Source organism: Nocardia sp. NPDC127606, from assembly GCF_042671725.1.
Lineage (GTDB): Bacteria > Actinomycetota > Actinomycetes > Mycobacteriales > Mycobacteriaceae > Nocardia.
Genome location: NZ_JBHXWQ010000016.1, coordinates 16443 through 30765, shown reverse-complemented (window position 1 = coordinate 30765; position 14323 = coordinate 16443). Strand labels below are relative to the sequence as shown.

Genomic DNA, 14323 nt, shown 5'->3' with positions numbered 1-14323 from the left:
AGCACCCGCTGTCCTGGTTTGACGTCGGCGACGTCGACAAGTGCCTGCCATGCGGCCAGTGCGACGAGAGGAACCGCGCCTGCCTCGGCGAAGGAGAGCGAAACGGGCTTGTGGGCTACGTCAGCTTGGTTGACGGCGGTGAACTCTGCGAAGGTGCCGATGCGCAGGTCGCGGGGTCGGGCATAGACCGCGTCACCGATACTGAAGTCGCGGACCGCAGATCCGAGGGCGGTGACAACGCCGGCAACGTCGTGACCGAGAACGAATGGTGTCTTGTACCTGAGGAGCTGTTTGAACTCCCCGTTGCGGACCATCTTGTCGAGCGGGTTGATGCTCGCCGCCCGCACGTCGATGAGGACGTCGTCGGCTCCGACTGCAGGGACCGCCACATCGACGGATTTCAACCCATCGGGTCCGTATTCAGTCACCGCGAATGCCTTCATTGGTGGTCTCCTGACTGTTGAGGATGTTGCCACCTTCATAATAACGAAGTTATTGTGTAGGTGTGAAGCAGGATCTGACGAACAAGCGGCTGGTGGTAACTGGTGCGGCAAGAGGCATCGGCGAGCATGTGGCGCGCATCGCGGCCTCGCGTGGCGCGCGAGTCGCGGTACTCGGCCTCGAGCCCGACCGACTCGCGACCTTGGCCGACGACATCGATGGCCGATGGTTTGCTGCTGACGTGTGCGACGGGAATGCGCTGCGGCGGGCAATCGACGGTGCCGCCGAGTCCCTCGGGGGAATCGACCTGGTCGTCGCGAATGCGGGAATCGTCGATTACGGCACCGTACGCCAGACCGAGGACGCGGCGTTCACGCGAGTACTGAACGTGAACCTGACCGGCACGTTCAGAACGCTGAAGCTCGCAACACCGCATCTGGCGAGGTCCGGTGGACACGTGAGCGTTGTGGCATCCGCGCTGTCCTTTCTGGCGTTGCCGTCGATGTCGGCGTACTCAGCCAGCAAGGCCGGTGTGGAGATGCTCGCCCTGACCTATCGGCAAGAAGTCGCTCACCTCGGAATTTCGGTCGGTGTGGTGCATCCCTCGTGGATCGAAACAGACCTCGTGCGGAGTATCGACAGAGATATTCCGTCGTTTCCGGCAATGCGACGCAGGCTGCCATATCCGGGCAATGTCACGACGCATGTCGACAAGGCCGCGGTCGCCATTGTCGATGGCCTGACCACCCGGCGTCCACGTGTGTACGTGCCGCGCGCGGTCGCTGCGGTCGGGTGGGGCAAGGCCGCGCTCGCTTCGCCTGCTGGGTGGTTGTGGGCGCGCCGCTTTGCGGCCACCTGGGCGCCACGGGTCGAACGGGAGATTGCCGCGCGCGATGCCCGGCGACAGGGATGAGCCGCGGCCGATTCAGGAGCCTGGCGAGATAGTCGGTGACAGGGTGAGCGCGCGCTGGTGAGAGGCTGTCGCGGCCTTGGGATCGTCACCGAGGCCGACGCAGAAAGTGACGCCCATCGGTACGAGAACCTCGCCGACCGGGTCATCGAACTCGTCGAAATGGTTGGCCAGCTCCAACATGATGTAGCCGTGGACGTAGCTCCACAATGCGCCCGCTACGGCCTTGGGATCGGTCGCCGCGACGCGCTCTGAACCGACCAGCCGGGTACAGGCATCGGTGATGTGGGCGTATGCCGCTCGAAAGGCGGCAGAGTGACCTGCCAGACGCACGTCTTTGTCGGAGGCGGGACGGTAGGTCGATCGAGTGGACAGACCGAACATCGCATCGTAGAGGTGTGGATTGGAGCGGGCATAGGCGACAGTGACGAGCGCCATCGAGAAGAGGTCGGCGACGGAGTCGTCGGTGTTGGGCAGTTCGGCGAAGGCGGTACCGAGCTGGTCGAATCCGTGGTCGGTGAGGGCTTTCACCAGCTCGGGTACGCCGCCGAAGTAGTTGTAGACGACCATGCTCGACATGCCAGCCTCAGCGGCGACGGTGCGTGCTTTGATCGCCGACGGACCTTCGGTGGCCAGGAGCCTGATCGCGGCATCGATCAGGCGTTCGGCGATGCCGTTCGACGGGGTGTCTTTCGGGTGCGGTGCTTCGGCCATAATCGGTCATTGTCCCATTCGCGAGGGTTGGTCAGAATGCGGCTGGTTCGCGGTCGGCGCAGTGCGATACATGCTGCATGGCATGCTCGGCCAGCGCCGTGATCGTCAGCGCCGGGTTCACGCCGGGATTGGCGGGGAACGCGGCGGCATCGCACACGATCATGTTCCGGTAGCCGAATACCGTCATGTGTGGGTCGACGACGCCGGTTTCGGCCGTTGACCCGATAACGGCACCACCGACCACATGGGCGGTCATGGGGCGGTTGCCGAGAACTTCGAAAACACTGGCTTGCGCGATACCGCCGGTCTGTTCGGCGAGCCAGGTCGCCACCTTGTGGCCGATAGCGAGATGGGTTGGCGCTGGCCGCTTCGCGTCGATCCGCGTGGTGAGCCGGTAGCCGCGACCGAAGCGGCGTCTGACCGGAGTGAACGCAATCGCGTTGTCGCGTGCCTGCATGACGAGCATCATGAGCGTGCGCCGGCTCCACCCGCGACGCAGTGTCGCTACCCATCGTCTCGGATGGCTCAGCACTTCTGCGGCCCACTCGATGGCCCGGCGGCGGCCGTCGCCGTGCCCGCTCAGCACGGTGAAGAGTAGTCGCATGAAGTCACCATTGGGCCCGTAGGTGAGCAACTCGATCTGGGTGTCCCCGTCGATGAGGACCCGACTGCTGGCAGTGACATCGCGCCAGGTCTGCATGTCCTCGGGCAGCAGAACAGTCAGGACCGCTTCGCTGTTGGTGCGCACCAACTCGCCGAGTCGATCGCTGATCCGTGGCAGCGAACCGCGGTGTTTGCAATCCGCCAGCAGCTCGTTGGTCCCGACTGCCCCTGCCGCGAAAACGACGCCGCGAGCGGTGAGTGTGCGCTGATCGCGACGCGGCCCGACTCCTGGCCGCCGGGTCGTGATTCGGTATCCGTCGCGACCGTCACTACTGCTGGCAGGCCCGAGCGGGGCGACGTCGACGACGTTTCGCTCGGCGAGGATCTGCGCGCCGCGCTTTTCCGCGAACCACAAGTAGTTCTTCGTCAGTCGATTAGCGGCACCGACACGACACCCGATCATGCACTCGCCGCACCGCGTGCACCCCGTGCGCGCAGGCCCTTCGCCGCCGAAGTACGGGTCGGGCACAGTCTTGCCGGGCTCGCCGAAAAACACCCCGACAGGGGCGGGGGCGAAGTCGTCCGGGCTCGCGAAGCGCGCTGCCACCGCACGGGTCAGGTCCATTGTCACCGACTCCCAGGGGGTCTGCTGCACGCCGAGCATGCGCTCGGCGGTCGCGTAGTGAGGTGCGAGCGCGCGATCCCAGTCTCCGAGGTCTCGCCATTGCGGGTCCGCGAAGAACCCGGGCTGAGCACGAAACAGCACACCCCCGTACACCAGGCTGCCGCCGCCCACGCCGGTCTGGCTCGAGCTGAACACGTGTGGCAGAAGGATGTTGCGCATTATGCCGCGCAATCCGATGGCCGGTGCCCAGAGAAACCGCCGCCAGTCGGAGGCTGACGTCGGCAGATCGGCGTCGGCGTACCGACGGCCGCGCTCGATGACCACGACGCGGTATCCCTTCTCGGTTAGGCGTAGCGCTGCCACGCTGCCACCGAAGCCGGAACCGACCACCACCCAGTCGAAATCGAACTCCTGGCCTCGGCGTTCGGTATCGCTCTCGACCGGTGCCGACGTATCCATGGACTGCCTCCTGTGAGTGCTTGCGCCTCCACAATAACTTCGTTATTGTGGAGTGGCAAGCCATCCGTATGCGCCAAGACGCAGGACGCGGAAGGCGGTCCACAGTGCGGAGTCGAACGCATGTGCTCGGCCATCCGAGCCCATGTACGCGACCGACGCACTTCACGACTCGATAGATGGAGCGCGCACAACCATGACCTCGCTCAAAGGCGCCGTCGTCCTCGTCACCGGTGCGAACGGCGGCATCGGTACCCACTTCGTCCGCGAATCCCTTGCTCGCGGTGCTGCGAAGGTGTACGCCACGGCGCGAACTCCGCGCGACTGGGACGACGATCGCATCGTCGCGTTGGCGCTGGACATCACCGATCAGAAATCCATCGATGCGGCGGTCCAGGCAGCACCGGATGTGACCATCCTGATCAACAACGCGGGCGCATCGGTATCCACGCCGGGGATCCTCACCCACACCGGAGAGGAGATCCGGCGCAACGTCGAGACCAACTTTCTCGGCCCGCTGTTCCTCGCTCGCGGATTCGCGCCGATTCTCTCCGCCCACGGCGGCAACACGGCGATCATCAACATTCACTCGGTGCTGTCGTGGTGGGCAGTCGCCGGGATCTACTCCGCCACCAAGGCGGCCCTGTGGTCATCGACTAATTCCTTGCGCTTGGAGTTGCAACCGGCCGGGGTCCAGGTCGTCGGAGTCCACGTCGGCTATGTCGATACGCCCATGGCCGCGCACGCCACCGGCCCCAAACTCGACCCCGCGGACCTGGTGAACCAGGTCTTCGACGCCACCGAAGCCGGCGAGTACGAGGTGCTGGCAGACGAAGGCTCCCGGCAGCTCAAACAAGGCCTCAGCGCCCCGCTCGAGGTCGTCTACCCCCAGCTCGCCGGCCAGCAGTGAAGTCGGCACGACAAGGAAGCAGGGATGTGCGATGACAGAAGAAGTACGAGGACGCCTCGACATCGAGCACCGTGGTTCGGCGCTGCTGGTCCACGTCGATGGCGGACCACTGGGGCTGTTCGGCAACGACATCGCCGATCAACTCGACCAACTCGTCGACCGCGCTGACGCGGACCCCGACATCAACGCGGTTGTTTTCACGGGCACCCATCCCGGTCGCTTCGTCAGCCACGCCGAAGTTCGGTGGCTACAGGAGGGCGGCGCCGCGGTGCCACCCGTGGGGTTGCGTGGCGCCGCGACATTGGCACGTGCGGCCAGGGGAGTGAACAACGTCGGCGGGATGCGGGCAGTGCTCGGCAAGAGTCCGCTGTGGCCGGCCGTCCAGCTCGAACGAGTTCATCAGACATTCTTGAAGATGAACCGCAGCGGGGTGATCTTCATCGCCGCACTCAATGGTTCCGCACTGGGGCTCGGCGCAGAGTTCTGTTGGGCCAACGACCTACGCATCATGGCGGACGGCGACTACTTCATCGGGCAGCCGGAGATCCTGCTCGGCATCATGCCCGGGGGCGGTGGCAGCCAGCGCCTGCCCCGGCTGGTCGGCAATCACCGGGCACTCACGGCGATCCTGTCCGGCAAACCCTTCACCCCCACAGAAGCGTTGGAGATCGGCGCCGTTGACGATGTCACCGCCCCTGAGAAACTGCTCGATCGAGCATTCGAGCTAGCCGAATATTTCGGGGCACGGCCCAAGTCGTCACGCGCGGCGATCAAACGCGCGGTGTATTTCGGCGGTTCGTCGAATCTCGAAGACGGGCTGCACATCGAACGTGCGGAATTCCTCGCGACCGCGCTGTCGAAGATCGGCCAAGAACTGATGCTCGACTACATGGCCAACACCGACGCCAGCGGCGAACTCCCGCTGTACCAGCCCGGCGTCTTCGATCAGGTGCTCGAGCACGGCAACACCCGTGGTGCCGGCGCACCCACCGCAACCACCACGCGGGAGCAGTGATGACATCCCATACCGTCACCCGCCACGACATCAGCTTCGGGTCGGGCGGCGACACCTGCGCGGCCTGGCTGTTTCTGCCTGACGGTGTCCAGAACCCGCCCGTCGTCATTCTCGGCCACGGTCTCGGCGCTACCCGGGAAATGCGCCTCGACGCGTTTGCCGAACGATTCGCTCAGGCAGGCATTGCCGCACTGGCATTCACCTACCGGCACTTCGGAGACTCCACCGGCCGACCTCGCCAGCTGTTGTCGATCAAACGCCAGCTCGCAGACTGGGACGCCGCCATCGCCCACGTCAAGACCCGCCCCGACGTCGATAACACCCGAGTTGCCGTGTGGGGCAGTTCGTTCGGTGGAGGTCACGCCGTCATCGTCGCAGCCCGCCATCCCGAGCTGCTCGCCGCGATCGCCCAGTGCCCCTTCACCGACGGCCTCGCATCAGCACGCGCGCTCGGCCCGAAGGGCACGATGCGAGTGCTTCCCGCCGTCGCGGCCGACATTCTCTCCCATGTCAGAGGCAAGGCTCCGGTCCTGCTCACCCTCGCCGGTGCGCCGGGAGACAAGGCGCTGATGACCGCGCCCGACGCGCTGCCCGGCTACCTCGCACTCGTACCCGAGGGCGGCACATTCGTCAACGAGGTCGCTGCCCGGGTCGCACCGACCATCACCTGCCACCGCCCGGGTAAGGCTGCAAAAGATGTCCAGATGCCGATCTTGTTCTGCATCTGCGACCACGACTCGGTCACACCGCCCGACGAGACAATCGCCTACGCCCTAACCGCACCCAAGAACGAGATCAAGCGGTACGACGCCGGCCACTTCGACATCTACCTCGGCGAGCCGTTCGAGACTGTGGTCGCCGACCAGACCGAATTCCTCACCCGACACCTGAAGGCCTGAACAATGACGTTCTCCACCTTGCCCGACCGGCGCAGCGCCTCCGCGCCCGGAGCTCTCGCGGTCACCGATTCCAGGCAGTCTTTGACCAACGCTGAACTGCACCGCCGAGTGGAATCGGTCGCCGCCCAACTCGCCCAGCACGGCGTCGCCAGCGGCGACGTCGTCGCTCTGCGACTGATCAACCGTGTCGAATTCGTTGTCCTGCTGTTCGCGGCGTGGCGCATCGGCGCCACGATTACACCGGTCAACCCGGCGCTGACGACGGTAGAGGTCGATCGACAGCTCAGCGATTGCAGTGCCCGAATCCTGGTCACCGAGGACGGCGACGACACCGTCCCGGGGTTCCGGTCACTTGCCGTGTCCGATCTGCGCTACGACCTCGTCGCGGAGCACGATCCCGTCGACGATCCGGATGCCCTCGCACTCCTGATCTACACCTCGGGCACCACCGGGGTTCCCAAGGGCGTCATGCTCGACCATGCCAACCTCGATGCGATGACCGGAATGGGTCGCGGCGCACTGCAACTCGGCTCCACCGACCGGTGCCTGCTGCTCCTGCCACTGTTCCACGTCAATGGAATCATCGTCAGTGTCCTCTGCCCGCTCCTGGTCGGAGCGAGTGTCACTATCGCCGACCGATTCGATCCACGGACCTTCTTCGAAGCCGTCGAACAGGTGCGACCCACCTACTTCTCCGCAGTGCCCACGATCTACAGCATGCTCGCAGCCCTGCCCGAGGAACTGAGCCCTGACACTTCATCGATCAGATTCGCCGTCTGTGGCGCGGCCCCCGCCCCTGCCGAATTGCTCACCAGGTTCGAGCGCCGGTACGGTTTCCCGATCATCGAGGCATATGGGCTGTCCGAGGGCACCTGCGGCTCGACGATCAACCCGATCCACGGCCCCCGAAAGGCAGGTACCGTCGGCGTCGCGTTCCCCGGCCAGGAACTCCGCGTCATCGGTCCCGATGATCACGAGCTGCCTCATGGGGTGAACGGCGAAATCGTCGTCCGCGGGCCGAACGTGATGCGCGGCTACCTCGGTCGTCCCGCAGAGACCGCCGCGACCATTGTCGACGGTTGGTTACACACCGGGGACATCGGTCACCTCGACGCCGACGGCTACCTCACGATCGTCGGTCGTAGCAAAGAGATGATTATCCGCGGAGGCGAGAACATCTACCCGAAAGAGATCGAGGACGTTCTCACATCTGCACCGGATGTGCTCGAAGCCGCCGTTGTCGCGGTCCCGGACGCGAAGTGGGGCGAGATCGTGATTGCCTACGTCCAACCTCGGCCCGGGGCGATCATCGACCCAGAAGCGCTCGAGGCCCTCTGCAAGGACAATCTCAGCAGCTACAAACGGCCGAAGCGTATCCACTCGATGGAGACCCTGCCCAAAAACGCGGTCGGCAAGCTCGACAAAGTCGCACTCCGAACCATCGCCTTGCGCGCCGCAGTTTGATTCGGCCGACTGTCGCCCGGTGGAAAGGTCGGCCTTCGAAGGCGTTGAGCGTCTTTCCGTCGGGTGGCGTTCGGCGCGGTCTCGAGTGTCTTCAGTGCATGAAGGTGAGCGCGTTGTGTATGCCTTCTTCGAGAACCTCGTCGGAGAGTTTCTCATCTGACAGAGCGCGGGACAGCTGCAATGTTCCGACCATGACGGTGTACAGCCCGAGCGCCTTGCCCCGTGCGGATTGTGGGTTCTCTGGCGCGAGGTGAGCAGCGATCACCTCGACTATGGAGCGGGCACCCTCGGTGTAGGCGCGCCTTATGGCGGTATCGCAGCGTCCGATCTCGTCGAGCAATGCTGCTGAGGGGCATCCGTCGCCCCGGAGATCCCGGTGTTGTCTTGAAAGGTATTCGCGCACAAAGGTTTCCAGAGCTTCGCGGCTCGACTTGAGCGCGTCCAGCGTTGCGCGCTGGGCGTCGAGCTCTCCGGCGACGACATTGGCTACCAGGTCGTCTTTGGATCCGAAGTGGGCGTAGAACGCGCCGTTGGTCAGGCCCGCGTCGGCCATGAGTACCGCGATGCCCGAACCGTCGATCCCGTGCTGTTTGAACCGGCGCCCGGCAGTCTCGATGATCCGCTGTCGCGTCGCGTGTTTGTGCTCGGTGCCGTATCGGGCCACTCGTCTGCCTCTCGTTGAGCCTTGCGTTCCTTCACTCTAGCAAATAGGCTGTCGGTCATAATATTATGATCGACAGATAATCTGCTTACGAAGGGCCGATCGATGACTTCAGTGAACGAACCACTGCCGCTGCCGTGTGGACAGGTGTTGCCCACGCGGATCATGAAGGCTGCGATGAGCGAGGCGCTCGGTGACAGCACCAATGCTCCTGATGACCGACTCGAGCGTCTCTACCGGACTTGGGGTGAGGGCGGTTACGGCTTGCTCGTCACCGGAAACGTGATGGTCGATCGCGCCCAACTGGGGGAGCCCGGCAATGTCGTGATCGAGGACGAGCGTGACCTCGACGCGCTCACGCGGTGGGCCAAGTCGAGCCACGACTCCGGCGTGCCGATCTGGGTGCAACTCAACCACCCCGGGCGCCAGTCGAACCTGCTTGCGCTGGGGCGCACGCCAGTCGCCCCGAGCGCGGTGCCGCTGAACCTCCCAGGTGCGCCGATGCCGCGTGAGCTGACGACCGTGGAGATCGGCGACATTATCGATCGGTTCGCGAACGCGGCGGTGGTTTGTGAGACCGCCGGGTTCGACGGCGTTCAGGTGCATGCCGCGCACGGTTACCTCGTCACTCAGTTCCTGTCGCCACTGACGAATCTGCGCACCGACGAGTGGGGCGGCGACCCGCAACGGCGCATGCGGTTCCTGATCGAGGTCGTCCGTCGGATCCGGTCGCGAGTGTCACCAGGTTTCGCCGTGAGCGTGAAGCTCAACTCCGCCGACTTCCAACGGGGCGGGTTCACCGAGGACGAGTCTCGTGACGTAATCGCCGCCCTGGCGACCGAGGGCCTGGATCTGATCGAGATCAGTGGCGGCAATTACGAATCCCCGGCGATGTCGGGCTCGGCTGCCGACAGCACGCGTGCTCGCGAAGCCTACTTTCTCGACTACGCCCGGACTGTGCGAGACCTGGCGCGCGATGTCCCGCTGGCGGTCACCGGCGGATTCCGGTCTCGCACAGGCATGGACGAAGCGCTCGACGCCGGCGACTGCGACGTCGTCGGAATTGCTCGGCCGACCGCGACGGCACCGGACGCCGCCGCCACGATCCTGACCGGGCGCGTGGCGACTCTGACGGCCCACGAACTTCGCTACGGGATGCGTCGCGCCCTCGGCAAGGTCGTCGATATCAAGGCCCTCGATGGGGTGCTGAACATCAGCTGGCACACCGATCAGCTACACCGCCTGGGCGCCGGTCGCCAGCCCGACCTCGACCGAGGCCGACTGGCCACCACCCTCGCGTTGCTCCGTCGCAACGGGCTGGCCTCCTTCCGCCCCAAACGTGGGCCACGCTCATGAAGGCCGTATATGACCTCACCGGCAAGGTCGTTCTCATCACCGGCGGCTCTGGCGGACTCGGCCACGCCACGGCGACGGCACTGTTTTCGAGCGGTGCGCGGGTCGCGATCGTCGACATCGATCCAGCGACACCCGACATCGCGGCGCGCATGTCGCCCACCGATGTGATCGGTGTGGTTGCAGATGTCCGTGACCGCGGCGCACTCGATCACGCAGTTGCTCTGGTGGTCGAGAGATTCGGGCGGGTCGACATCGCGATTGCTAACGCGGGCATGCTGTCTCGCGGCGCCACCCTCAGGTCGATCCCGGCGACCACGATCGACGATCTGTTCGCGGTGAACATCAACGGGGTCGTCAACACCGTCAACGCAGCCATGAATCAGATAATCGCCAACCACGGCCAGATCGTCCTCATCAGTTCGGTCTTCGCGTTCCTCAACGGCATCGGAACGATTCCCTACGCCATGAGCAAGGCCGCCATCGAACAACTCGGCCGTGGCCTGCGTGTGGAACTGGCCACGCACGGGGCCTCGACCACTACCGCCTACTTCTCGCTCATCGAGACGGACATGATCAAGCACGGCGTCGACGATGATCCGACCGTTGTCGAACTTCTGTCGACGACGTTGCCACGCCCCTTGCTCAAACGGCTCCAGCCGGCCGCCGCCGCGGCCGCGATCGTGGACGGTCTCCTGTGCCGGTCTCCGCGAGTGATGGCGCCTGCCCGATGGAAACCGTTCTCGATGCTGAGAGGCCTCGTCAACCCAGCCTTGGATGCACGCCTGGCCAACGATCGTCGAACCCGAGCCATCCTCTCCGAGCTCGACGCGCGATAGATCAAAATTCGCAGCAACGAGCACATTTCCCGAACCACCAAACAACGAACGAGGGATCGCAATGAATTGGAAAGACACACCGACCCGCACGATTGACGTCAACGGGGTGTCGTTCGCCTATCGTGAACTTGGCACCGACTCTGCCGTTCCCGTGGTGTTCCTGCACCACTTCACCGCGGTACTCGACGACTGGGACCCGAGGGTCATCGACGGCATCGCCGCCCATCATCGGGTGATCGCGTTCGACAACCGCGGCATCGGCGCGACCGGATCGTCTGTGCCGCACACCGTCGACGAAATGGGCAGCGACGCCATTGCCTTCATCCGCGCACTCGGACTCGAGAAGGTCGACCTTTTCGGTTTCTCGCTCGGCGGCGGTGTCGCTCAGATGGTCGCGCTGCAAGCACCTGACCTCGTCCGCCGGATGGTCCTCGCGGGCACTGGACCCAAGGGAGGCGGAGGCATCAACGAGATTGTCAAGGTCGTCGCGATCGCCTACCTCAAGGCGGCGCTCACCCTCAGTGACCCGAGAAACTTCCTGTTCTTCCCTCGGGACGCCGAAGGCAAGCGGGCGGCGAAGGACTATTTCAAGCGACTGAAGGAACGCACCACCGGCCGCGACAAGCGCATCTCGCTACAGGCCACCGGTGCCCAACTGATAGCCATCCGAGCAGCCGGGAACAGCAAGCCCGACGACCTGTCCGCTATCACCCAGCCCGTCTTCGTCGTCAACGGTGACAACGACCTCATGGTTTCCAGCAGCAACTCCGCCGACATGGCCCGCCGCCTGCCCAACGCCCAATTGATGATCTACCCCGACTCCGGACACGGCGGCATCTTCCAATACCACGAGCAGTTCGTCCCGAAGGTTCTCGAATTCCTCCAGCACTGACCGTGCAGACCGACAAGAAGCGAGAAGCAATGCCTTCCGTGCTGGTACCAACCGGTGCCGGCCGAGGGGTCGGGCTGGCCATCATCGGTATGGGGCTCCGAACCGGGAAGGTAATCTTTCAGGCTTGTGACGCAACCCGTTCAGCAGCAGGGCAGCACGTTCGTTGAAGGTGTCTGCGGCTGAGAGGCTGGTGCGTTCCAGTAGGACGCCGGACTGAACTCCCTCGATGGCGAGCGCGATGAGTTGGGAGGCGAAGTGCCGTCGGTGGCACGGACTTGGGCCGACGCGATGCCGTCGTCGATCATTTCACGGACCCTTTCAGCTGCGCGGGCGGTGTTACGCGCAGAGATTTCGGCGGTGGGAGCGAAGCCCACCATGTCCTCGGAAAAGGCATGGGAGTTGCGTCGCATCGCGTTGGCCACGCCACCGGGGTAGGCGAGGATCTTGGTTTTCGGATCGGTCTCGGTGGCGACGGTGGCCTCGATCTGGTTGGCGGATTCTCGAAGAAGTGTGAAGAAGTGTTTGGTGGCCAGCACGACCAGCTGCTCCTTAGTCATGGCAAGCCTGTAGAGGGTGGCCTTGGAGCAGGGCAAACGCTCGGTGAGCTCGATCATCGTGAGGGAGGGTGAATCCTCGTTCAGAATGGTGTGCTGCACCTGGCGCAGCAGGTCGTCGCGACGTGCCACATCTACCCGCCACTTGCGGGGGTGGTGACGGAGGGATGGCGTGTGAGGCGCTACGAGGCATGAGGTCGAGTGTTGCTCATCGGTATCAGCCAGATTGCGGGCCGACTCCTCCGCGTCCTTTCCGTGAGGTACGATTATGGGTACCGAGTAATATGATAAAGTACCCACATTGGAGTGCCTACAACGTTTGGTCGTATTATGTCCGAATACTCCACATCGTATGAGACAGAGCCCGACGTCGTGATCCAGATTCACTGGACGGACATCAGAGGTGAGTGCTGGGATTCCTTCTACGAGGCTTGCGTCACCGCGGCAGACAGATTCATCGCCGCGTTCAACGCCACCCACGCCAACGGCAATGCCACTATACGTGCCCGCACTGTCGCACTGTTGCTGCCACGACTCCCATGCGAACGAAACTGGTTAATCCCCTGATGACCATGCCAGATCTGCTCAATCCGCCACCGGTAGTGCACAAGTGTACCGATGACCCGGATCGATCCGCTCGGACTTTGCGGCGATGGCTTCGTTGATGACTGCCGACCGGCCTGGTGGCAGGCCTGCTGAATCTGGATTCGCGTCTCTTGCGATCAGTTCGGTGCGATGAGGTTGGGCGTGGGGGAGCCCCAACAGGGCTGATCTCCTCGGGACTGTTTCCGCTTTATGCTGTCGCCGATCGACAGCTGACCACAAGCTGGCAGGCAGCGATGCGCAGGCGATTGAAGCTGACGCGCCCGACTGTGTCGCCTGTGAACTACATTCGGATTCCAACCCTGGGTAGCGGCCTGCTGTTGTTGCTGTTCTTTCCCGGTATCTTCGAGCAGGGGAAGGCAACGTATCTCGCTGCCACCGGCCAAACCCAGCAGCCTTTCCTTGTCCGGTGGTTGCTGGTGTGCGCTGTCATGTTCGGTGTCAGCGCCTTCTCCTACGCCATCGCACGCTGGATCGCCCGCACACAGAAGACGCCAGGGCAGTGAGCCCGAAGAGGTGTGGCAGGAGTTTGCCGACGCCTTTTCCGCGCTCTTGTTTTTCGGCGATTACTACCGGGACCGCGGGTCACACCGCGAACGCGAGCTGGTCGTCGGTGGTCTGCGCACGCAGATCACCCAGCAATTTGGTGAGTTTGCGAGACACGCCCATCTGGGAGATTCCGAGGCGTTGAGCGATCTCTCCCTGGGTGAGTGTGTCGTAGAACCGCCAGATCAGCAGCTGCTGATCCTGCGACGACAACTGCGCCAACAAAGGTGCGACGGTGATCGTGTCTTCGGCCAGCTGGAAGCGGGGATCTTCGTCGCCGAAGGTCTCGGCGATAGTCATGCCCGGATCACCGTCGGTCTCACGGGCGGGCGCGTCGAGGCTACGCGTCTGGAACGCGTTGGCCGCCACCAGAGTGCGGGCGATATCGGTGACCGCAACATCGAGCTCGGTCGCGAGTTCTTGAGCGGTAGGGGAGCGGTGGAGTCGACGGGTCAACTCGTCGGTCATCACCCTGACTTTGCCCTGGAGCCCCTTTTCGCGACGCGGCACATGCAGCGGCCAGATGTGGTCGCGGAAGTGTCTGCGTACTTCACCCATGACGGTGGGGACCGCGAAACCCAAAACGGTGATCCGGTGCTCACGTCGTAGCGGTCGACTGCCATGACCACGCCCAGGCGCGCAGTCTGGACCAGATCGTCGAACGCTTCACCGCGGCCGGCGTATTTGCGAGCGATGTTCTCGGCGAGGGGCAGGCAGATCTCGATGATCTGATCTCGCAGGGCGTCGTGTTCGGGGCTGCGTGGGTCGGTCAGCGCCAGGTGCGCGAACAACGGTTCGGCGTGTTCGTAGGTAGGGAGGGCGGTGGTGGTGGACATGC

Annotated in this window: 16 protein-coding genes; 9 read left to right on the top strand and 7 right to left on the bottom strand. The window is 64.0% G+C overall.

Annotated elements, in window-relative coordinates; all coding sequences use genetic code 11:
• A partial coding sequence (locus tag ACFVJ5_RS35550; RefSeq protein WP_379227109.1) for an NADP-dependent oxidoreductase occupies nt 1-482 on the bottom strand: 482 nt, incomplete at its 3' end.
• A 23-nt stretch (nt 483-505) separates the two neighbouring features.
• On the opposite strand from ACFVJ5_RS35550, the gene ACFVJ5_RS35545 reads away from it, so the two are divergent.
• Entirely contained in the window at nt 506-1354 is an 849-nt protein-coding gene (locus ACFVJ5_RS35545) for a short-chain dehydrogenase/reductase (RefSeq protein ID WP_379227107.1), read from the top strand.
• A 12-nt stretch (nt 1355-1366) separates the two neighbouring features.
• On the opposite strand, the gene ACFVJ5_RS35540 is transcribed toward ACFVJ5_RS35545, so the two are convergent.
• Together ACFVJ5_RS35540 and ACFVJ5_RS35535 are read right to left on the bottom strand one after the other, a co-directional pair.
• Nucleotides 1367-2065, bottom strand: coding sequence for a TetR/AcrR family transcriptional regulator (locus tag ACFVJ5_RS35540; RefSeq protein ID WP_379227105.1), 699 nt, complete (start codon nt 2063-2065; stop codon nt 1367-1369).
• 31 nt (nt 2066-2096) lie between these two features.
• Nucleotides 2097-3752 carry a GMC oxidoreductase gene (locus ACFVJ5_RS35535; protein ID WP_379227103.1) on the bottom strand — a complete coding sequence of 552 codons (1656 nt, stop codon included), beginning with the start codon at nt 3750-3752 and terminating at the stop codon, nt 2097-2099.
• A 193-nt stretch (nt 3753-3945) separates the two neighbouring features.
• Here ACFVJ5_RS35535 and ACFVJ5_RS35530 point away from each other — a divergent pair, with 193 nt between their 5' ends.
• Genes ACFVJ5_RS35530 through ACFVJ5_RS35515 form a run of 4 tightly spaced genes read left to right on the top strand, consistent with a single transcriptional unit; the run spans nt 3946 to nt 8037 of the window.
• Nucleotides 3946-4659 carry an SDR family oxidoreductase gene (locus ACFVJ5_RS35530; protein ID WP_379227101.1) on the top strand — a complete coding sequence of 238 codons (714 nt, stop codon included), beginning with the start codon at nt 3946-3948 and terminating at the stop codon, nt 4657-4659.
• A gap of 31 nt (nt 4660-4690) precedes the next feature.
• Nucleotides 4691-5674, top strand: coding sequence for an enoyl-CoA hydratase/isomerase family protein (locus ACFVJ5_RS35525; RefSeq protein ID WP_379227099.1), 984 nt, complete (start codon nt 4691-4693; stop codon nt 5672-5674).
• A complete protein-coding gene (locus tag ACFVJ5_RS35520) occupies nt 5674-6573 on the top strand; it encodes an alpha/beta hydrolase (protein WP_379227097.1) in 900 nt (299 codons plus the stop codon). Before ACFVJ5_RS35525 ends, ACFVJ5_RS35520 begins: the two co-directional genes overlap by 1 nt.
• Before the next feature lie 3 nt (nt 6574-6576).
• Nucleotides 6577-8037 carry a class I adenylate-forming enzyme family protein gene (locus ACFVJ5_RS35515; protein ID WP_379227095.1) on the top strand — a complete coding sequence of 487 codons (1461 nt, stop codon included), beginning with the start codon at nt 6577-6579 and terminating at the stop codon, nt 8035-8037.
• Between the two features lie 91 nt (nt 8038-8128).
• On the opposite strand, the gene ACFVJ5_RS35510 is transcribed toward ACFVJ5_RS35515, so the two are convergent.
• Nucleotides 8129-8701 carry a TetR/AcrR family transcriptional regulator gene (locus ACFVJ5_RS35510; protein WP_379227093.1) on the bottom strand — a complete coding sequence of 191 codons (573 nt, stop codon included), beginning with the start codon at nt 8699-8701 and terminating at the stop codon, nt 8129-8131.
• Nucleotides 8702-8803: 102 nt separating this feature from the next.
• On the opposite strand from ACFVJ5_RS35510, the gene ACFVJ5_RS35505 reads away from it, so the two are divergent.
• The 3 genes from ACFVJ5_RS35505 to ACFVJ5_RS35495 all read left to right on the top strand — a co-directional run bounded on the left by ACFVJ5_RS35505 (nt 8804) and on the right by ACFVJ5_RS35495 (nt 11782).
• The gene (locus tag ACFVJ5_RS35505; protein ID WP_379227091.1) at nt 8804-10054 is read left to right on the top strand and encodes an NADH:flavin oxidoreductase/NADH oxidase family protein; all 1251 of its coding nucleotides are present in this window, start codon (nt 8804-8806) and stop codon (nt 10052-10054) included.
• Nucleotides 10051-10890 (top strand): SDR family NAD(P)-dependent oxidoreductase, encoded by an 840-nt coding sequence (locus tag ACFVJ5_RS35500; protein ID WP_379227089.1) that lies wholly within the window; start codon nt 10051-10053, stop codon nt 10888-10890. Before ACFVJ5_RS35505 ends, ACFVJ5_RS35500 begins: the two co-directional genes overlap by 4 nt.
• A 61-nt stretch (nt 10891-10951) precedes the next feature.
• Complete coding sequence (locus ACFVJ5_RS35495; RefSeq protein WP_379227111.1) at nt 10952-11782, top strand: alpha/beta fold hydrolase; 831 nt, start codon at nt 10952-10954, stop codon at nt 11780-11782.
• A 140-nt stretch (nt 11783-11922) separates the two neighbouring features.
• On the opposite strand, the gene ACFVJ5_RS35490 is transcribed toward ACFVJ5_RS35495, so the two are convergent.
• Nucleotides 11923-12468 (bottom strand): TetR/AcrR family transcriptional regulator, encoded by a 546-nt coding sequence (locus ACFVJ5_RS35490; protein WP_379227087.1) that lies wholly within the window; start codon nt 12466-12468, stop codon nt 11923-11925.
• A gap of 749 nt (nt 12469-13217) precedes the next feature.
• On the opposite strand from ACFVJ5_RS35490, the gene ACFVJ5_RS35485 reads away from it, so the two are divergent.
• Nucleotides 13218-13445, top strand: a complete 228-nt coding sequence (locus tag ACFVJ5_RS35485; RefSeq protein WP_379227085.1) for a hypothetical protein — start codon at nt 13218-13220, stop codon at nt 13443-13445.
• 79 nt (nt 13446-13524) lie between these two features.
• On the opposite strand, the gene ACFVJ5_RS35480 is transcribed toward ACFVJ5_RS35485, so the two are convergent.
• A complete protein-coding gene (locus ACFVJ5_RS35480; protein WP_379227083.1) occupies nt 13525-14043 on the bottom strand; it encodes a sigma-70 family RNA polymerase sigma factor in 519 nt (172 codons plus the stop codon).
• Nucleotides 13953-14321 (bottom strand): sigma factor, encoded by a 369-nt coding sequence (locus tag ACFVJ5_RS35475; protein WP_379227081.1) that lies wholly within the window; start codon nt 14319-14321, stop codon nt 13953-13955. Before ACFVJ5_RS35475 ends, ACFVJ5_RS35480 begins: the two co-directional genes overlap by 91 nt.
• Nucleotides 14322-14323 lie beyond the last annotated feature (2 nt).